The sequence below is a fragment of the Serratia sp. BNK-23 genome (assembly GCF_047456145.1).
Classification (GTDB): Bacteria; Pseudomonadota; Gammaproteobacteria; order Enterobacterales; family Enterobacteriaceae; genus Serratia; species Serratia nematodiphila.
The window spans coordinates 91,794-111,431 of record NZ_CP179900.1 but is presented as its reverse complement, the minus strand read 5'-3'; the positions used below and the strand labels follow the sequence as shown (position 1 = coordinate 111,431).

General features: G+C 60.0%; 17 protein-coding genes. 7 read left to right on the top strand and 10 right to left on the bottom strand.

What is annotated here, in order from left to right; genetic code table 11:
- Window positions 1–21: 21 nt before the first annotated feature.
- Window positions 22–1,962 carry a 3D-(3,5/4)-trihydroxycyclohexane-1,2-dione acylhydrolase (decyclizing) gene (gene iolD, locus ACMGF9_RS00485; RefSeq protein WP_015379331.1) on the bottom strand — a complete coding sequence of 647 codons (1,941 nt, stop codon included), beginning with the start codon at window positions 1,960–1,962 and terminating at the stop codon, window positions 22–24.
- A gap of 547 nt (window positions 1,963–2,509) precedes the next feature.
- Here iolD and ACMGF9_RS00480 point away from each other — a divergent pair.
- Both ACMGF9_RS00480 and ACMGF9_RS00475 read left to right on the top strand, forming a co-directional pair.
- The gene (locus tag ACMGF9_RS00480; RefSeq protein ID WP_015379332.1) at window positions 2,510–4,441 is read left to right on the top strand and encodes a bifunctional 5-dehydro-2-deoxygluconokinase/5-dehydro-2-deoxyphosphogluconate aldolase; all 1,932 of its coding nucleotides are present in this window, start codon (window positions 2,510–2,512) and stop codon (window positions 4,439–4,441) included.
- Between the two features lie 203 nt (window positions 4,442–4,644).
- Entirely contained in the window at window positions 4,645–5,481 is an 837-nt protein-coding gene (locus tag ACMGF9_RS00475) for a MurR/RpiR family transcriptional regulator (protein ID WP_004930856.1), read from the top strand.
- Between the two features lie 41 nt (window positions 5,482–5,522).
- On the opposite strand, the gene ACMGF9_RS00470 is transcribed toward ACMGF9_RS00475, so the two are convergent.
- From ACMGF9_RS00470 to ACMGF9_RS00455, 4 genes are all read right to left on the bottom strand, one after another.
- Complete coding sequence (locus tag ACMGF9_RS00470) at window positions 5,523–5,861, bottom strand: hypothetical protein (RefSeq protein ID WP_049240493.1); 339 nt, start codon at window positions 5,859–5,861, stop codon at window positions 5,523–5,525.
- A gap of 14 nt (window positions 5,862–5,875) precedes the next feature.
- On the bottom strand, window positions 5,876–6,145 hold the full coding sequence (locus ACMGF9_RS00465) for a hypothetical protein (protein ID WP_004930864.1): 270 nt from the start codon (window positions 6,143–6,145) through the stop codon (window positions 5,876–5,878).
- A gap of 174 nt (window positions 6,146–6,319) precedes the next feature.
- A complete protein-coding gene (gene iolB / locus ACMGF9_RS00460) occupies window positions 6,320–7,141 on the bottom strand; it encodes a 5-deoxy-glucuronate isomerase (protein ID WP_015379334.1) in 822 nt (273 codons plus the stop codon).
- Between the two features lie 77 nt (window positions 7,142–7,218).
- The gene (locus ACMGF9_RS00455) at window positions 7,219–8,724 is read right to left on the bottom strand and encodes a CoA-acylating methylmalonate-semialdehyde dehydrogenase (RefSeq protein WP_021505174.1); all 1,506 of its coding nucleotides are present in this window, start codon (window positions 8,722–8,724) and stop codon (window positions 7,219–7,221) included.
- A gap of 556 nt (window positions 8,725–9,280) precedes the next feature.
- On the opposite strand from ACMGF9_RS00455, the gene ACMGF9_RS00450 reads away from it, so the two are divergent.
- On the top strand, window positions 9,281–10,723 hold the full coding sequence (locus ACMGF9_RS00450) for a sugar porter family MFS transporter (protein ID WP_049240490.1): 1,443 nt from the start codon (window positions 9,281–9,283) through the stop codon (window positions 10,721–10,723).
- A 32-nt stretch (window positions 10,724–10,755) separates the two neighbouring features.
- Window positions 10,756–11,592, top strand: coding sequence for a TIM barrel protein (locus tag ACMGF9_RS00445; RefSeq protein ID WP_076741279.1), 837 nt, complete (start codon window positions 10,756–10,758; stop codon window positions 11,590–11,592).
- Between the two features lie 35 nt (window positions 11,593–11,627).
- On the opposite strand, the gene fetB is transcribed toward ACMGF9_RS00445, so the two are convergent.
- The 5 genes from fetB to ACMGF9_RS00420 all read right to left on the bottom strand — a co-directional run bounded on the left by fetB (window position 11,628) and on the right by ACMGF9_RS00420 (window position 15,131).
- Window positions 11,628–12,401: an iron efflux ABC transporter permease subunit FetB gene (fetB, locus tag ACMGF9_RS00440; RefSeq protein WP_004930878.1), complete on the bottom strand. Its 774-nt coding sequence runs from the start codon at window positions 12,399–12,401 to the stop codon at window positions 11,628–11,630.
- A complete protein-coding gene (fetA, locus tag ACMGF9_RS00435; protein ID WP_118892657.1) occupies window positions 12,388–13,074 on the bottom strand; it encodes an iron efflux ABC transporter ATP-binding subunit FetA in 687 nt (228 codons plus the stop codon). The genes fetB and fetA overlap by 14 nt, the downstream gene beginning before the upstream one ends.
- 191 nt (window positions 13,075–13,265) lie before the next feature.
- The gene (locus tag ACMGF9_RS00430; protein ID WP_004930885.1) at window positions 13,266–13,553 is read right to left on the bottom strand and encodes a FaeA/PapI family transcriptional regulator; all 288 of its coding nucleotides are present in this window, start codon (window positions 13,551–13,553) and stop codon (window positions 13,266–13,268) included.
- Window positions 13,554–13,590: 37 nt separating this feature from the next.
- Window positions 13,591–14,688, bottom strand: a complete 1,098-nt coding sequence (locus ACMGF9_RS00425; RefSeq protein WP_118892656.1) for an FKBP-type peptidyl-prolyl cis-trans isomerase N-terminal domain-containing protein — start codon at window positions 14,686–14,688, stop codon at window positions 13,591–13,593.
- A gap of 29 nt (window positions 14,689–14,717) precedes the next feature.
- On the bottom strand, window positions 14,718–15,131 hold the full coding sequence (locus ACMGF9_RS00420; protein ID WP_015379341.1) for a hypothetical protein: 414 nt from the start codon (window positions 15,129–15,131) through the stop codon (window positions 14,718–14,720).
- Between the two features lie 758 nt (window positions 15,132–15,889).
- On the opposite strand from ACMGF9_RS00420, the gene ACMGF9_RS00415 reads away from it, so the two are divergent.
- The 3 genes from ACMGF9_RS00415 to ACMGF9_RS00405 all read left to right on the top strand — a co-directional run bounded on the left by ACMGF9_RS00415 (window position 15,890) and on the right by ACMGF9_RS00405 (window position 19,636).
- Window positions 15,890–16,420, top strand: coding sequence for a fimbrial protein (locus ACMGF9_RS00415; RefSeq protein WP_015379342.1), 531 nt, complete (start codon window positions 15,890–15,892; stop codon window positions 16,418–16,420).
- A 91-nt stretch (window positions 16,421–16,511) separates the two neighbouring features.
- The gene (locus tag ACMGF9_RS00410; protein WP_118892655.1) at window positions 16,512–17,063 is read left to right on the top strand and encodes a fimbrial protein; all 552 of its coding nucleotides are present in this window, start codon (window positions 16,512–16,514) and stop codon (window positions 17,061–17,063) included.
- 71 nt (window positions 17,064–17,134) lie between these two features.
- Complete coding sequence (locus ACMGF9_RS00405; protein ID WP_160125942.1) at window positions 17,135–19,636, top strand: fimbria/pilus outer membrane usher protein; 2,502 nt, start codon at window positions 17,135–17,137, stop codon at window positions 19,634–19,636.
- The last annotated feature ends 2 nt before the right edge of the window (window positions 19,637–19,638 follow it).

The following is a 19,638-nucleotide window of genomic DNA, read 5'->3' as shown; positions in this document are numbered from 1 at the left end:
AGATTAATGTATGAAAACGAATCAGTAATCGCGCGCCTTATCGATGTTTTCCTGCAGCTTGCGCGCCACTGCGACGATTTTTTCGCTGTCGGCCACCTGAGCGCCGCCCACGCGCCACCAGCTGAGATACTTGTGCACCATGGTCTTCGGCAGCACCTTGATGTCCAGCAGCGTGGACACGGTTTGCCTGCGGGCGTCGGCCAGCGCGTCGAGCAACTGCTGCTCGGTGGTGACGCGATAGGTTTTACAGCCGTAAGCCGCCGCCAGCATGGCGAAATCGACCGGCACCAGTTTGCCGTCGAGCTTGCCGCCCTGTGGATTGCGGAAGCGGAATTCGGTGGTGTAGCTGTCCATGCCGTGTTCCATCTGCAGGTTGTTGATGCAGCCGTTGGTCATGTTGTCGAACAGCACCACGTTGATCTTGCAGCCTTCCTGAATCGAGGTGACCAGTTCGGAATGCAGCATCATGAAGGCGCCGTCGCCCACCATCGCGTACACCTCGCGCTGGGGCTCGGCCAGCTTGACCCCCAGCGCGGCGTTCACCTCGTACCCCATGCAGGAGTAGCCGTATTCCACGTGGTAACCGTGCTCGCCGCGGTTGTGCCACACCCGCTGCAGATCGCCCGGCAGGCTGCCGGCGGCGGCGACGATCACGCTGTCCGGCGGCAGCTCGCGGTTCAGCACCCCCAGCACCCGGCTTTGCGTCATCGCCGAGCCGGTCTGGGCGATAAATTCGTCGAACACCTGCTCGCGGTCGAGGTGATCGTCTATCTCCGGCACAAAGTCTGCGCCGCTGTATTCCACCGAGTAAACACGCTCGGTCTCTTCACGCTGGGCACCGCGCGCCGCGGCGATGGCGTCGCCCCAGCCGGCGCGATAATCGGCCTGCGCCAGCAGCGCGCCCAGTGCGTTCAGGGCCTCGCGGGCGTCCGCCAGCACCTGCACGCCGTCGAGCTTGCCGGCGTCGAAGGCGCTGACGTTGATATTGAGGAAGCTGACGTCCGGGTGTTGGAACAGCCATTTGGACGAGGTGGTGAAATCGGTGTAACGGGTGCCGACGCCAATCACCAGATCGGCCTGCCGGGCCAGCGTGTTGGCCGCCAGGCAGCCGGTTTCGCCGATGCCACCGAGGTTGAATTCATGGTCACTCGATACCGTGCCTTTACCGGCCTGGGTCTCGGCGAACGGAATGCCGAAGCGCTCGGCGAATTCGCGCAGCGCTCGCCCGGCCTGCGAGTACTTCACGCCGCCACCGCACACCAGCAGCGGTTTGCGTTTGGCCGTCAGCAGCGCCAAGGCGTCCGCCAACATGCCGTCGGTCGCCGGGCGGCGATCGAGCCGATGCACGCGCTTTTGGAAGAAATAGTCGGGGTAGTCGTAGGCTTCACCCTGCACGTCCTGCGGCAGACACAGCGTCACCGCGCCGGTTTCCGCCGGATCGGTCAACACGCGCATCGCATTGATGCAGGCGCTCATCAGCTGTTCCGGGCGCACGATGCGATCCCAGTATTTGCTCACCGCACGGAACGCGTCGTTGGTGCTGATGCTGAGATCGTAAGACTGTTCGATTTGCTGCAACACCGGGTCCGGCTGGCGGGAAGCGTAAACGTCGCCCGGCAGCAGCAATAAAGGAATGCGGTTAGCGGTGGCGGTGGCCGCGGCGGTGATCATATTGGCGGCGCCGGGGCCGACCGAGGAGGTACAGGCGTAAATTTGCCGGCGCAGCTTCTGTTTGGCGAAGCCGATCGCCGCATGGGCCATCCCCTGCTCGTTGCGGCCCTGGTGCACCCGCAGATCGCCGCTATCCTGTTCCAGCGCCTGCCCCAGCCCCAGCACATTGCCGTGGCCGAAAATCGCGAAAATGCCCGCGACGAATTTGGTTTCCACGCCGTCGGCCAGCAGATACTGGTTATCGAGAAATCTGACGAGCGCCTGCGCCATGGTTAACCTGATCTTGCCCATTTACCCACCCTTTAGATTAAGGGCCGCCCCGGAAAGCGCTCATGCCGAGCCGACAATCCCGTGTTTGTGTTACGCGGCGGCAGCTATTATCTTGAGCAGGCGATGCCCGCGCTGCTCACGAAGTCGACAACCTGAAACGTGAAGCGATTATAAACAAATATATTTTTCATAAAATCACATTACAGAAGAAACATTTCATTTTGCGATAAAGATCGCATATTGCATGAAAAGCCCGTTTCATCTCGTGGTTCAGCCTTCATGGGCTTCGTGCCGCGCACCGGCCGATAAAAGTCGTTGGCACATGGGCTGACAGCCTTTTCCTCTGCCCTCACCTCCCTTTTATGTTCCGCCCCGGCGGCCCTTGCGCAGCCGATTCATCGCCTTTTCCCACGCCTCTGTCGATGTTTTAAACGCATCACATTTTTGGGGTGTAAATTTCATTTCATATTGAAATTGAAATTTTCATTCCCCATACTGTCCCCATGCTTCCTGCAGGGCGCCACGCTCGGGCCGCCGCCGGAGTTTTGCTTAACAGAAGGAAACGGGTATGGCTACACAACAAAAACAGCTTGATGTCATTTGTCTCGGGCGCATCGCCGTCGATTTCTATGCTCAGCAGATCGGCGCGCGTCTGGAAGACGCCGGCACATTCGCCAAATACCTCGGCGGCTCTTCCGGCAACGTGGCCTACGGCACCGCCATTCAGGGGTTGAAATCCGGCATGCTGGCCCGCGTCGGCGATGAACACATGGGCCGCTTTCTGCGTGAAGAGCTGCAGCGCGTCGGAGCCGATACCCGCTGTCTGATCACCGACAAGCAACGATTAACCGGCCTGGTGATCCTCGGCATCAAGGATCAGGAAACCTTCCCGCTGATCTTCTACCGCGAAAACTGCGCGGACATGGCGCTGACGCCGGACGACATCGACGAGGCCTACATCGCCTCCTCCCGCGCGCTGGCCATCACCGGCACGCACCTGTCGCACCCGAACACCCGCGCCGCGGTGCTGAAGGCGCTGGAGTATGCGCGTCGCCACGGCCTGCGCACCGCGCTCGACATCGATTACCGCCCGGTACTGTGGGGGCTGACGTCGCTGGGCGACGGCGAAACCCGCTTTGTGGAATCAGACCAGGTGACCCGCGAACTGCAGGAGGTGCTGCACCATTTCGATCTGATCGTCGGCACCGAAGAGGAATTTCATATCGCCGGCGGCAGCACCGACACGCTGACGGCGCTGAAAAACGTGCGCCGGACTACCGCGGCCACGCTGGTGTGCAAGCGCGGCGCGCAGGGCTGCTCGGTGTTCGAAGGTGAAATCGCCGACGACTGGGCGCAGGTGAAGCTGCACGCCGGTGTGCGGGTTGAAGTGCTGAACGTGCTGGGGGCCGGCGACGCCTTTATGTCCGGGCTGCTGCGCGGCTACCTGAACGATGAGGGCTGGGAGCAGGCCTGCCGCTACGCCAACGCCTGCGGCGCATTGGTGGTTTCGCGCCACGGCTGCGCGCCGGCGATGCCGACCAAACGGGAACTGGACGACTACCTGCAGCGTGAACAGCAGGTCACGCGCCCGGACCGCGACGCACGCCTGAACCACCTGCACCGGGTCACCACCCGCAAGCAACAGTGGCCGGAACTGTGCGTGTTCGCCTTCGATCACCGCAAGCAGCTGGCGGACATGGCGCGCGAAGCCGGCGTCGGCGAGGAACGCATTCCGCGCCTGAAGACCCTGCTGCTCACCGCGGCGCAACAGGCTGCCGCGCAGGCCGGCCTCAACGGCAACAGCGGCATTCTGGCCGACACCACCTATGGGCAGGCGGCGCTGAACGAGATCACTGGCCAGGGATGGTGGATCGGCCGGCCGGTGGAGCTGCCCAGCTCGCGCCCGCTGCGCCTGGAGCACGGCAATATCGGTTCGCAATTGATCGACTGGCCGCAGGAGCACGTGGTGAAGTGCCTGGTGTTTTATCACCCGCACGATGCGGAGGAACTGCGCCGCGAACAGGATGAGCTGATCGCCGACGTCTACCGCGGCTGCTGTAAATCCGGCCACGAGCTGCTGCTGGAGGTGATCCTGCCGGACAGCAACGCCGACAAAGACGAACGTTATTACCTGGAGATGATTGAGCATTTCTACCAGTTGGGCATTCAGCCCGACTGGTGGAAACTGCCACCGCTGAGCGCAGAAAACTGGCGGCAGGTCGGTGCCCTGATCGACACCTACGATCCCTTCTGCCGCGGCGTGCTGATCCTGGGGCTCGACTCCCCGGAGGCGGTGCTGAAGGCGGGCTTCGCCGCCGCCGCGGATGCGCGCTGGGTGAAAGGTTTCGCCGTCGGCCGCACCATTTTCGGCCAACCTTCGCGCCGCTGGCTGCAGGGGGAAATCGACGACGCGGCCCTGATCGAGCAGGTGAAACAAAAATACCTGACGCTGATCGGTTTCTGGCGCCAGTACCGTCCGCAGGCGGGCGGCACGCACTGACAGCAACAGCAGGTTCACGTCCCCTTAAGGCCATTTCGCCGCTTTAAGGGGATTTTTTTGCCCCTTTTCTGTGAAGTCGCGCAATGTGCGATCGAATAAATCGCTTTTTGAGGAAATGAAATTTCCGCTCCGTCTGTTAAAATACCCTGTCAATATTTCAGGCATCAGGCCAATACGCCTTCACCCCACTGCGAGCCGAATGGATGAACAACCCAACTCAACTTTCGCTGTTACAGGACGAGATCCGCCACCGTTATGAAACGCTGAGCAAGCGTTTGAAGCAGGTGGCGCGCTATATTTTGGATAACAGTAACAGCATCGCTTTCGATACCGTTGCCTCCATCGCCGCACAGGCCAGCGTGCCGCCTTCCACCCTGATCCGTTTCGCCAACGCCTTCGGCTTCAGCGGCTTCAACGAAATGAAGCAGGTGTTCCGTCAGCATCTGATGGAAGAAACGGTGAACTATACCGAGCGCGCGCGCCTGTTCCGCCAAACCTCTACCGACGACAACGTCGCGCCGGAGAAGCCGGCGGAGATTCTCAACGTATTCACCATGGTCAATGCGCAGGCGCTGCAGCAGCTGGCGATGCAGATTGCCCCCGAGCAATTGGATCGCGCCGTCGAACTGCTCAACAACGCCGAAAACATCTACGTGATCGGCCTGCGCCGCTCGTTCAGCGTCGCCTCCTACCTCACCTATGCGCTGCGCCATCTGGAGCGCCGCGCATTTCTGATCGACGGCCTGGGCGGCATGTTCACCGAACAGCTGAGCATGGTGAAACCGAAAGACGTGGTGATCGCCATAAGCTATTCGCCGTACGCCCGCGAGGCGGTGGAACTGGTGGAATTGGGCGCCAAGCGCGGCGCGCAGCAGATCGCCATCACCGACAGCCAGGTCAGCCCGCTGGCCGCGTTCAGCGACGTCTGTTTCGTGGTGCGTGAAGCGCAGGTGGACGGGTTCCGTTCGCAGGTGGCCTCGATGTGCCTGGCGCAGACGCTGGCGGTCTCGCTGGCGCTGAATAACGCCCGGGACGAGTAAGGCTGGTGTGAACGCGCCCGACAGGCTCGGGCGCGGCGGGATTATTGCAGCAACAAATAGCGGTAGAGCGCGCTTTCCAGATCCTGCATCATGCTGATGAAAAGCAGAATCTCCACCGTTTGGCCGTCGTAGTCATAGATGACGCGGTATTCGCTGTCGGGATCCAATCGTTCGTGCAACCGCACTCCCATGCCCGCCAGCACGGCGTTGAAGCGATAGCGGACGGGATCGTCGGCGATTGCCGCGAGGGACGATAACAACAGATTGTCCACGAACATCCCGGCTGCGACGGCCCCTATCGTTCCGCTCTTATAAGACTCGATGTCTTTCAGGCTCCATTCCGCCGCCGGCGCGACGGTAAAACGTATTTCCTGGGGCATCCTGCACCTCGGGTCTATTTCCGCGCGTCACGCAGCCGCTGCAAGGTTTCTTCGGGCGACAGACCGCGCTGATTTTTAATCTCTTGCTTCGCCATCATAGTCAGTTTCAACAACGCGTTGGACTGGCGCTCGAGATTGCGTTCCCGTATTTCGGCCTCTCTCTCAGCCGCCGTTTGTACAAACAGCTCGGCAACACCATTTTTTGTGACGTAAACCCCGCCTTCAAACAGATCGGGCGAACCTAATCCTTCGCGCGCCGCTTTTTGAGACATGGTGGTTGTCATAGTTTTTCCTCCTGTGTACCGGCATTCTCACTGCATAACAGCGGTTCGTTAGATTCACTCAGCCAGGGAGCAATCGCGTGCGGACAGGTTATCATTTGAGCAAGAGAGAGGGCAAATTTAGGTCAAATTTATACCCTGATAAAGAGAAAGCCCGGCAAGCCGGGCCTCAAGCGCCTATTGCGCGGCGGGGTAACCTTCGCCGTTAATCCAGGCGTGGTCTTTTTCCCAGGTGAACTTCCACTGCCGTACCGGCCCGGCCATCACGTTGAGATAATAGTTGTCATAACCCGCCAGGGTCGCCACCGGGTGATAACCGCGCGGCACTTTCACCACGTCGCGATTGTAGACCGGCATGCACTCGTCGAGCGTGCGATCGTCGGTATAGACGCGCTGCATGCAGAATCCCTGCTCCGGCTGAATGCGGTGATAGTAGGTCTCTTCCAGATAGGTTTCGTCCGGCGAGTCTTCCCGATCGTGCTTGTGGCTCGGGTAGGAGCTGGTGTTGCCCTCGTCGGTGTAAACCTCCACCACCAGCAGACTGTCGGCCGGCTCGCTGTCCGGCAGAATGTTATGCACCAACCGCTGGTTGCGCCCCTTGCCGCGCCGCTCCACGCCGATTTCCGCCGGCGTGATCAGGCGTGAAGGCAGATGGCCGCTGCCGGGCGCGCTGCACACCGCCAACTCCAGATCGGTTTCTGCCCGCACGTCGATGCGATCGTGGTGCGGCACGTACACCGCGTAAGGCGGCGTGCGCTCGAACGGGCTCATGCGTTTGCCGATATGCGGGTATTCGGCGCGCAGCGTGGCGACGGAGGCGATACCGGCCACCAGTACCAGACACAGTTCCTTGTCACCGCACTCCAGCTGCAGCGACTGCCCGGCGGCCAGGCGGTAAACGTCAAAGCCGACATAGCCCCAACCGGCATTTTCCGGCGTCACGTGCTGGATACGCCCCTCGGCGTTCGGCGCCTGACATTTGGCAAGCAGTGAAGACATTTCGATTCTCCTGTTAACTCCCCGTGCAAAGGCCGCTGCCCCCATGGAGCAACGGCCCGCTCATACTCTGCGATCGCTTAACCCAGCGTCGGCATGCTGAATTCAGACACCGTCTGCTGCCCGGCCGGCCAGCGCGCGGTGGCGGTCTTCATGCGCGTGTAGAAACGCACGCCGTCGGTGCCGTGCACGTTCAGCGCGCCGAACACCGAGCGCTTCCAGCCGCCGAAGCTGTGGAACGCCATCGGCACCGGCACCGGCACGTTGACGCCGACCATCCCGGCCTGCACTTCCTGCACGAACTGGCGCGCATAGTGGCCGCTGCCGGTAAAGATGGCGCTGCCGTTGCCAAACTCGTGGCCGTTAACCGTGTCGATGGCGGTGCGATAGTCCGGCACCCGCACGATGCCCAGCACCGGCCCGAAGATCTCTTCGCGGTAGATGCGCATGTTCGGCTTCACATGGTCGAACAGCGTGCCGCCGACGTAGTAGCCTTCAGGGTAGCCCGGCACCTGATAATTGCGGCCGTCGGCCACCAGGGTGGCGCCTTCTTCCACGCCCAGATCGATGTAGCCCAGCACCTTTTTCTGGTGAGCGGACGATACCAGCGGCCCCATTTCATTCTCTTCGCCGCCCTGCTGCAAGCCCGGTCCGACGCGCAGCTGCGCGATCAGCGGCTTCAGTTTGGCGATCAGTTTATCGGCGGTGTCGTCACCAACCACCACGGCGATCGGCAACGCCATGCAGCGCTCGCCGGCAGAGCCGAACGCGCCGCCCATCAGCGCATTGACCGTGGCGTCCAGATCGGCGTCCGGCATGACGATCGCCTGGTTTTTCGCCGCGCCGAAGGCCTGTACCCGCTTGCCGTGCGCGCTGGCGGTGGTATAGATATGTTCCGCCACGGTGGAGGAACCGACGAAGCTCACCGCCTGAATGCGCGGATCGGTGCACAGCTGCGCCGCATCTTCATTGGCGCAGTGCACCACGTTGAACACGCCGTCCGGCAGGCCAGCTTCTTTCAGCAGCTCCGCCAGGCGCACCGAGGCCGAAGGCACCAGCGCCGGCGGCTTGAGGATAAAGGTATTGCCGCAGGCCAACGCGATAGGGAACATCCACATCGGCACCATCGCCGGGAAGTTGAACGGGGTAATGCCCGCCACCACGCCCAGCGGCTGCATCAGCGAGAAGCTGTCGACGCCGCCGCCGACGTCCGGCGAGTATTCGCCCTTGATCAGATGCGGGATACCGCAGGCAAATTCGACCACTTCCATGCCGCGCGTCAGTTCGCCCAGCGCATCCGAATACACTTTGCCGTGTTCGCTGACGATAAGCTCGGCCAGCTCGTCGCGGTGCTGTTCCAGCAGCGCCTTGAAATTGAACATGATGCGCGCGCGGCGCAGCGGCGTGGTGCGCGACCAGTCGGCAAACGCCCGGTGGGCCACGTCGATGGCCTGCTTGACTTCGGCGGCGGTGCTCTGCGTGACGCGCCGCTCAACCTGCCCGCTGGCCGGGTTGTGCACGTCGACGGTTTGATTGCTGCTGCTCAGGCACACCTGCCCGTCAATAAAGTTACCCACGGTTTTCATGTCACGCCCTCTTTTCAAGTCCGCTGTCGCCTGGCCACACCCAGGCGGCGCGGCGTTAATCGTCCCGCTCGCCAAACCCCGTCGGCAAGCCGGCTAAATCCTGACCGGATGCAGCAAACTCTATTTCATTGAAAAAAAAGTTTCAAATAAATTGTTTTGAAAAATTTGTTTTTAGTGCGTGAGGTCGCAATTTTGCGGTGTCGATCGGGCGGGCGCTTGCATTGCCGTGCCAGGGAAAGCGCAACTGCGGCGGAGAAAGTTGGGGTAATACACACTGACTTTGCTACAGAAAACCCGCACTGCGCCTGCCCTGTCGCCGTTACCGCACGCCCTCGAGCGCCCAAGATGCCCGAATCGCTCGCGACGGTTTTTTTTGAACTGGATCTAAAAATCAATATTCCATTATTCACTAACTATGAAATAAATGTTCTTGTTTGTTCCAGCATTTATCGACGACATCGCCTTGATGACAGGCACGGTTCACACCCTTCCGCTCGCCCTCTTCCCGACACCCCAACCGTGCGGACGGAAGCCAGGATAAAAATCGGAGCAACACATGTCATATCAGCGTAAGCACAATACCGGTTACATATTGCGAATTTGCGGCATCGCCGCCCTGGGCGGCATTCTGTTCGGCTACGACACCGCCGTGATCTCCGGCGCGATCGAAGCGTTGAAAGCCTATTTCGATCTCAGCCCGGCCGAAACCGGCTGGGCAGTCTCCAACGTGGTGATCGGCTGCGTGGTCGGCGCCTTCGCCGCCGGGCCGCTGGCGGCGCGCTGGGGCCGTAAAAAGGCGCTGATGCTGGCAGCGCTGCTGTTCACCGTGTCCGCCGTCGGCGCAGCTTTGGCCCCAACTTTCACCTGGTTCGTCATCTACCGCATCATCGGCGGGCTGGCGGTCGGCATTGCCGCCACCGTGTCGCCGATGTACATGTCGGAGGTGTCGCCGAAAGACATGCGCGGGCGGGCGCTCAGCATGCAGCAATTCGCCATCGTCTTCGGCCAGATCGTGATTTTCTACGTCAACTTCAAAATCGCCAGCCTCGCCAGCGAAGCCTGGCTGGTGGAAATGGGCTGGCGCTGGATGTTCGCCTCGGGCGTGATCCCCTGCATTCTGTTCTGCATCCTGGTGTTCGTCATTCCTGAATCGCCGCGCTGGAACGTGATGATGGGCCGCGACGATCAGGCGCTGGCGATGTTGACCAAGGTCTCCAACGCCGCCCACGCGCAGAATCTGCTGAAAGAAATCAAAGACTCGCTGCAGCAGGATCAACAGCAGCAGCACCGGAAGCTGAACTACGGCGATGTGCGGGTGCGGTTCATCCTGTTCGTCGGCTGCATGATCGCCATGTTGCAGCAGGTCACCGGCGTCAACGTGATGATGTATTACGCGCCGGTGGTGCTGAAAACCGTCACCGAAAACGCGCAGGAAGCGCTGTTCCAAACCATCTGGATCGGCGTGCTGCAGCTGGTCGGTTCGGTCATCGGCGCCATGCTGATGGATCGCATGGGCCGCATTCCGCTGATGCGTTACGGCACGCTGGGCGCCATCGCCGGCCTGCTGCTCACCTCGTACGCGCTCTACACGCAGGCCACCGGCTATTTCGCGCTGTTCGGCATGCTGTTCTTCATGGTGTTTTATGCGCTGTCCTGGGGCGTCGGCGCCTGGGTGCTGGTGTCGGAAATCTTCCCGAACCGCATGCGCGCGCAGGGGATGAGCATCGCCGTCGGCTGCATGTGGGTCGCCAACTTTGCGGTGTCGCAGTCGTTCCCGATGATCAACGACCACCCTTACCTGTTCTCGCATTTCCACGGCGCCTTCCCGATGTGGATCTTTGCCGCCTGCTGCCTGTTCAGCTACTGGTTTATCGGCCGCTATATTCCTGAAACCAAAGGCGTCTCGCTGGAAAAAATGGAACAGGTGGTGCTGGCCAAACGCCTCCGCCAATCCCTGCCCGACGGCAAGCCGCTGCCGCTGGAAAACGGCAAATCCTGATCTCTCAACCCTGACCGCTGGAGTCATGCCCCATGAACATTGCGCTGGACCGCTTCTGCATTAACCGCAAGATCGCGCCGAATCTCGATCTGGACAATTTTTTCCGCCTGGTGAAACGCTGCGGGCTCAGCAAAGTTGAGCTGCGCAACGACATGCCCAGCGGCAAGGTGACCGACGATCTGAGCGACGCGCAGCTCAACGCGCTCGCCGCGCAATACGGCATTGAAATCGTCACGATCAACGCCCTCGGCATGTTCAATCGGGTGGATGACCCGGCGGCGCTGCAGCAGCGCGCCGAAGCGTTGCTGGCGCAGGCGCAAGCCATCCACAGCCGGGCGCTGGTGCTGTGCCCGCACTGCAGCGCCGACGACACGCGCAGCGAGCAGCAAAAACGGGACGATACCCTCGCCGCGTTGCGTCTGCTGGCGCCGCTGTTTGTCCGCTATGGCGTACAGGGATACGTCGAGCCGCTGGGCTTCGGCATCAGCTCGCTGCGATCGTCGCTGTTGACCCAGGCGATCATCCGCGACTCGGGCGCGCCGTATCGCATCGTGCTCGATACGTTCCACCACTATTTGAGCGGTGTGGCGCAAGCCGACTTCGACGCGCAGATCCAGGTGGCGCAGATCGGCCTGGTGCATCTGTCCGGCGTGGAGGATGGGCGGGATAAAGGCGCGCTGAGCGATGAAGAGCGCATCATGCTGAGCACGGGCGATCGGCTGGAAAGCCGCCGCCAGGTACAGAACCTGGAACGCCTGGGCTACACCGGCGTCTATGCCTTCGAGCCCTTCTCTTCGCAGTTGGACGGCTGGAGCGAAGCGGATATCGAACGGGAAATCCGCCAGAGCATCGCCCTGCTGCAAGGGTAAAAAAACGGCCTCCGCGGAGGCCGTTTTTCATGGCGTTACTTCAGGTTGCCGACCACCAACTGGTGGCGCGCATTGTAAAACTTACGGTAAGCCAGATAGCAGGCGATGATGGTCGACAGGCTGGCGGTGGAAAGCAGCATAAAGGTCACCATAATCTGGTATTTGATCGCTTTCACCGGGTCGATGCCGGCAAAGATCAGCCCGGACATCATGCCCGGCAGGCTGACCAGCCCGACGGTTTTCGCCGAGTCCACGGTCGGGATCAGCGAAGCGCGGATGCTGTCGCGGATCAGCGCCGCCGAGGCGAACTTGGGCGTCGCCCCCAGGCTGAGCATCTCCTGAATCTTCTGCTGCTCGCTTTTGAAACGCTGGCCGAGGTTGGTGTAGCACAACCCCACCGCCACCATGGCGTTGCCAGCGATCATCCCGGAGATGGGGATCACCTGCATCGGCGTAAATTCGATGGAGCCGGTCAATACCAGCACCGCCAGCGTCAGCACCGCGCCGGTGGTGATGGCGATAAACGACGTCACGAACGCGTGTTCGACGTACTTGCTGCGTTTCTTGGCGTTGTAAGCCGCGTTAAAGCAGATGAACAGCACCATCAACACGGTGAGAACGGCGTTATCCAGGTCGAAAATATACTTCAGCACGTAGCCGACGATGATCAGCTGCACCACCGCGCGGCAGATGCTCCAGATAATGTCCTTTTCCAGCGCCAGCTTTTCCCGGTGGCTGATCAGGATGGCGACCACCACCAGCACCATCGACAAGCCCAAGGATTCGTTGGTGATGTTATGCTGATTCATGCTGTTGCTCCTGTTGCTCCTGTTGCTCGGCGCCGCGCGCGCGCAGGGTGATCACTTCGTCCGCATGCGCTATCTCTTCGGTATCGTGCGTCACCCACAGCACCGCCAGCCGGTGTTCCGCCACCAGCTGATGCACTATCTCATTGACGTTGCGTTTGTTTTCCTCGTCCAGCGCGCTGGTGATCTCATCGAGCAACAGCACCCGAGGCATAAACTGCAGGTTGCGGATCAGGGACACCCGCTGCTTCTCCCCGCCGGACAGTTCATTGATGCTTTTGGTCAGCATCGCCTCCGGCAGCCCGAAACGCGCCAGATCGGCCTTCATTTTTCGCTCGGCCGGCGGTTCCTGGCGGATCTGGTAGGGCAGCGCCAGATTGTCGTAAACCGTACTGCCGAACAGTGACGGCGTCTGGAAGCAGTAAGAGACCTGCTTGCGATACGCCTCCGGCGACATCTCGTCGATCGCCTGGCCGTCGAAATAGAGCTTTCCGCTGGTCGGATCCATTAAGGAAGAGATGATTTTCAGCAGGGTGCTTTTCCCGCAGCCGGAAGGTCCGGTGATCAGTTTGAACTCGCCTTCACCCAGCGTGAAAGAGACGGAATCCAGGATCACCTGGCTGTCTATTTGATAATGAATATCATCCAATCTCAGTATGTCTTTCTTTTCCTTCATTACGATGCCGGCTCCCTATACCTGTTCCCGTCTGAGCGATAAGTATATGGCCGCCAAAAACATCTTAGCAATGGCTGTGCGGATGGCAGCGAACGAAGGGGAAGGATTGACGGAGCGAAACGCCCCGCCAAATGATAAATTTAATTAATGATTAGCTGTAGGAATAGTCAAAAGCGACCGCCAGGGTCGAATCACTCTTTTTTTATCGCTGCCTGTTCGTCGCAGCTGTACCAGCGGAGAGAATTGTTGATGCTGCGGTGGGTGCAGTGAACCTTACCCTCCTTTTCCAGCGCCAGCAGCAGGGTGCGGGTGGTATAAATATTTTCGCCGCATTTATCCGCCAGCTCGCGCGTCTTCGGCCACTGCTCCGGCGGGGGATGATGGCCCCCAGATCCTTCCACACGCTCCCTGCACAATCCTTGCAACACATTCAGCATCAGCGATTTTCTGCTTTCAAACGTTTTCGGCGCCTTGGCCATAGCATTCCTCCTGAGTGGTTACTGCTGAGCACCCCGCTCACGGCTGCACGTCAGCGATGCGCAGGGTGTAAATCATGGTGGCATTCGGGGGGATCGCCGGCGGGTTGCCCTGTTTGCCGTACGCCAGCGCCGGCGGCACCACCAGCGTGATCGCACCGTGTTGCTGCAGCTTCTCGATAGCCGCGCGAAACAGCGGCGGGTAGCGCGTCAACGGCTGCGAGATCACCGTCCCCGCCAGCTCCATGTCTTTGACTACCCGGCCGTCGGTCAGGCTTTCGCGCACCACGATATCCACCCGATCGTCGGCGCCGATCGCCCCGCTGCCGACATAGTCCACCCGGTAATAGAAACCGAGCGCATCCTGCTTGACCCCCTCCTGACGAACGAAGTTGGCCAGGTAGGCGTTGTCATCCCGAGGCGGCGCCTGCGTCTGTTGCGCCTGCTGCAACCGCTGCTGCGCCGTGTGCAGCGCGCCGTCGATGGCGGCTTCATCGAGCCGCAACCGCCCGGCCAGGGTATCGGCGATGCCCGCCAGCAACAGCTGGGTATCCGCTTCCAGCCCCGCGCGCCGGTTCTCCTGCTGCAGATGCAGAATGTCGCGTCCGAGCGATACGCCGGCGGCATACGCCTGCTTGTCCGCCTCGCTGGCCAGCGCAGGCGGCTCGGCCGCCTGCTGCCGTTCGGCCAGCAAGGTCTCCACCCGCTGCTGCTGCTGCGCCAGCTGCGCCGCCAAACTTGTGCTGCGCTGTTCGGCCCGCGTTAACGAAGCGGCCAGCACGCTCACTTCAGGCACCGGCGCAACGGCCTGCCGCAATCCCTTCAAAGCATCGGCCAGCGGCCGAATATCGACAACGGCCGGTTCCCGTTTCGGCGCCGCGGCGGCCTGAGCCGCCGCCAACTGCCGCTCCAACTGACGGATTTTCTCCGCCTGCTGTTGCAAAGAGTGCTGCAACGACGTTAAACGAGCGCTGTCTGCGGCCGGTTTGGCGGCTGGTGCTGACGCCGATTTACGCGCGGTGTCTTCCCTGGGCGCGGCCGGTGGCGCCTGCCGCTGTTCGGCAAACTTCAACAGCGCGGGAATGCCGTCATCGGCGGCGCAAGTGGCCCCGCTCGCCGCCAACAGCAAAAGCCCCATCGCCCATCCTTGCGCGCATCGCTTCATGGCTACAGATTCTCAACCCGGCTGGACAGATCGGACATCAGCTCATGCTCGACGTCAGCGCAGAATTTCTCGGTTTTATATTGATAAAGAGCATCAATCGCTTTACGGGTACTCTCATCCACGTTGCCGCGCACCCCGGCATATCCCGAAGCGTTGGAAAGCAGACCATTAAAATAGGCGATGCGTTTTTGGTAACTTTGCGGATTAATATTCTTTAATGAATTAACCCGCTGCTGACAAAGCGCGATGCGTTGCTCATCGGATTTATCATTAGGATTATTCTGTGAGATTTTTTTCACGGAATTCAGTTTTGTCTTGCTCCCGCCCGCACAGCCAGAAAGCGCCATAAGAGACAGCAGAAATAGGGTCAACCCCACCCAACGGCGCCCGCCGCAAGCATTAATCATCGTTATCATTCCGTTTATAATCCTTTAATTGTCACTTAGGTCATCATTATGTGGCGAACGGCAGCAGCACATGCCTTAATTTGATTAATCAAAATGGGTTAGGTAGCAAAAAATCCCTATCACGCAATGCGATAGAATAATTCACTACCGGTGCAATTGTTATTTAATTGTTAACCAATTAGGTCTAAACGCTGGCTAAACGCGAATAAGAAACCCCATTCCCTCATGAACAAACAACCATGAAATAACAATAAAAACAATAAATTATGTTTTATATTTTGTTTCTAAAGGGAAATGCATCATCTGCTGCCTCAGAGCGATATTAGCAAAACAATATTGTGAATTGTAGGTGCCACCCTATTTCCCCCGATCTAATATCTCGCATATCGTTATTTATATAGTGATTTATACTGGATAATATTTGTATACGATCTATTGATTTTAAAGCAAATATATTTCTTTTTCCTTTTGGTTTTATATTCTGAATTTGACTTAATTTAATAAAATCTATTTCCAAGCAATACTATTATTTGCAAGAATATTCCCAGCAACACGCCACACGTAAAAAACGTATTTTATTTACCAGAAAATCCATTATCGATTTTCCAAATCTCGTTATTTCTCATAAATAACGGATGTCGGCGTATTGCCCAGAGCAAAAGGATCTGGCTCCAACCGCACGGGCGGCGACATGGCGTTGCCACCGCCGCGGGGGATTTAGATGTGCTGTTCTTTTTATTTAAAAACTCTCTACAGGAACCTGAGAAATGAAACTGAATAAATTAATGCTGGCAACCGTGATTGCTTTCGCTTCCGCATCTGTTGCTCATGCCGCATCTAATCAGGGCAGCGGTAAAGTCACCTTTACCGGCGAAATTATCGATGCGCCATGCAGCGTCGCGCCGGAATCCGTTGACCAAACCGTGCCGATGGGCCAGATCAGCAGCCGCATCCTGGCCAACCAGGGTAAATCCAGCATGCAGCCTTTCAACATCGAACTGAAAGATTGCTCCATCTCCACCATGAAAAACGTCAAAGTGACCTTTACCGGCACGCCTGATCCGGTTAACAACAAACTGCTGGCCCTGAGCGGCACGGCAACCGGCGCCGGCATCGTGATCTACGACAACCTGCACTCCAAAGAGGTGGAACTGGGCACCGCGACCGACGGTCAGGGCCTGAACGACGGCGACAACTCGCTGAAATTCGCCGCTTATCTGCAGGGCAGCAGCGCCTCAAGCGCCGTGGTGCCGGGCGACTTCACCAGCGTGGCGAACTTCACCCTGGCTTACCTGTAATACCCCACAGGGGATGTCTCAGGGCATCCCCCGCTTTATTGCATGCCGAGGATACCGGCAAGGGAACAGGGAAAGACAGGGAGACGCCAGCATGACTATCCGCCTTTGCGGCCTGTTGCTCATCGCGCTCAGCGTCGGCAGCGCGGCGGCGGCAGCGAAAAATCAGGGCCACGGCAAAGTCAGCCTGGGCGGCACCATCGTTGAAACGCCGTGCGGCATCGCCAGTGACAACCTGGATCAAACCGTCGATTTTGGTCTGATTTCCATGACCGACGCCTCGCAGGATGGGCAGTCGGTGCTGATCGGCAGCCGCCGCCATTTCACGATCAAACTGGTGAACTGCGAGCTGGCCAGCCAGGTGAAGCCTGACTTCATCTATCGCGCGGCCAACGTCACGTTCGACGGCACCGCCGACAGCGGGGATCCTTCCCTGCTCGGCGTTTACGGCGAGGCGAAGGGCGTGGCTATCGAGCTGTTGAACGATGCCGGCACGCCGATCCCGCTCGGCAGCACGACGGCGGATTACCAGATCGTCGCCGGCGACAACACGCTGCGCTTTGGCGCGCAGTTGCGCCTGCATCCCGACAAGGCGCGGGCGGGCGGCTTCAGCTCTCTGGCCAAATTCACCCTGTCTTATCTCTAGCGCCGGCGGGCGCTGCACAGCATTACGTATTCAGGTCGTACGGATGACCTGCTATTGGGCGCGGACTTGCCATGAGTGATTATGCTATGACGTCATTACTGACACGGAAACACCTACCTCTCCTCGTCATTCTGTCTTTCCTCTGGGTGCGTCCGGCATTTTCCGCCACGGAATTCAATACCGACGTTCTGGATATCGGCGAGCGCAGCAAAGTGGATCTTTCGCGCTTCTCCGACGCCGACTACGTCATGCCCGGCGCTTATTTGCTGGACATCAAGATCAACCAGAAAACGCTGCCCCAGCGCAGCATTCAGTATTTCCCGTCGCCGGATAACAAGAGCGGCAGCCAGGTGTGCCTGCCGCCTGACCTGGTGGAAAAAATGGCGTTAAAAGAAGAAGCGGCCAAAAAAATCACCCTGTGGCACGACAACCAGTGCGCCGACATTCGCGGCATCAAAGGCGCGACCATCTCCGATCGCATCGGCGGCGGCGTGCTGGCGATCACCATCCCGCAGGCGTGGATGAAATACTCCGATCCCGACTGGACGCCGCCCGAGCAGTGGGACGACGGCATTCCCGGCCTGCTGCTGGACTACAACCTGAGCGGCCAGTTAGGCAAACAGAGCCACAACAACAACACCGCCCAGAACCTGAGCAGCTACGGCACGCTGGGTGCCAACCTGGGCCCCTGGCGCCTGCGCGCGGACTACCAGGCCAATTACAATCAGCAGGCCGGCGATCGCAGCACCGGTTTCGACTGGAACCAGATCTACGCCTACCGCGCGCTGCCGATGCAGGCCGCCAAGCTGACGCTGGGCGAGATCTATCTCGACTCCGGGGTGTTCGACGCCTATCGCTTCACCGGCCTCAATCTGGCCAGCGACGAGCGCATGCTGCCGCCGAACCTGCAGGGCTACGCGCCGGAAGTGCGCGGCATCGCCAAGAGCAACGCCAAGATCACCGTCTCGCAGGAAGGCCGCACGCTGTACGAAACCACCGTGCCCGCCGGGCCGTTCGCCATCCAGGATCTCAACAGCTCGGTGCGCGGCAAGCTGGACGTCAAGGTGGAAGAGCAGGACGGCACCGTCTCGACCTTCCAGGTGGATACCGCCACCATTCCGTACCTGACCCGCCCGGGCTACGTGCGCTACAACGTGGCGCTCGGCAAAACCTCGGCCTACGACCACCGCACCCAGGGGCCGCTGTTTTCCGCCAGCGACTTCTCCTGGGGGCTGAGCAACGCCTGGTCGCTGTATGGTGGCGCGCTGCTCGGCGGCGACTATAACGCCTGGGCGCTCGGCCTCGGCCGCGATCTGAACGTGTTCGGCGCCATGTCGCTGGACGTCACCCAGTCGATCGCTCGCCTGCCCGGCGAGCCGACCGCCAGCGGCATGTCGTTCAAGCTCAACTACGCCAAACGCTTCGACGAGCTGAACAGCCAGATCACTTTCGCCGGCTACCGCTTCTCGCAACGCAAATTCATGAACATGTCGCAGTATCTGCAGGAGCGCTACGGCGATTACGACAAGAATTACAACGGCCGTCAGAAAGAGCTGTATACCATCACCGCCAGTAAAACCTTTATGGCGGAAGACAGCGCCAGGGCGATCACCACCTATCTGACTTACTCGCACCAGACCTATTGGGACGCGCGAACCCAGGATCGTTACGGGCTGTCGACCAGCAAGTTGTTCAGCATCGGCGATATCAGCAACATCACCGCCTCGCTGTCGGCTTACCGCACCTATTACCAGGGCCGCACCGACGACAGCGTGATGCTCAACTTCACCGTACCGATCGGCGATCGTCGGCGCGTCGGCTATGCGCTGCAAACCAACAACGGCGACGTCACGCAGACCGCGTCGTACAACGACTACAGCGATCCGGACAATACCTGGCAGGTCAGCGGCGGCTTTAACCAGTCCGGCAAATCGCTGGCGCGCGGGTACTACACCCACAACGCCTCGTTCGGCTCGCTGAACGCCAGCGCCTCTTACCAGCAGGACAGCTACTCGTCGATCGGCGGCTCGTTCCGCGGCGGCCTCACCGCGACCCGGCACGGCATCGCGGCGCATCAGAACTCGAGCAACGGCGGCAGCCGCATGATGCTCGACACCGACGGCATCGCCGGCGTGCCGATCAACAACGGCCGCGCCTACAGCAACCGTTTCGGGCTGGCGGTGATTTCCGACATCACCAGCTACTACAACACCGACACCCGCATCGACGTCAACAAGCTGGCGGACGACGTCGAGGCCACTCGCGCCGTGGTGCAAGGCACGCTGACCGAAGGCGCCATCGGCTACCGCCACTTCGAGGTGGTGAAAGGCAGCAAGCTGCTGGCCACCATTCGCCTCGCGGACGGCAGCGAACCGCCGTTCGGCGCCGCGGTGCTGAGCGAGAAAGGCCGCGAGGTCGCGGTGGTCAACGACGGCGGCTCGGTCTATCTGACCGGCGTACAGCCGGAGGAAAAACTGGATGTCGCCTGGGAAGGCCAACGCCGCTGCCGCATCGTGATCCCGGGCGCCGCCAAGCCGCTGGACCAGCTGCTGCTGCCGTGCGCCACCCTGTAATC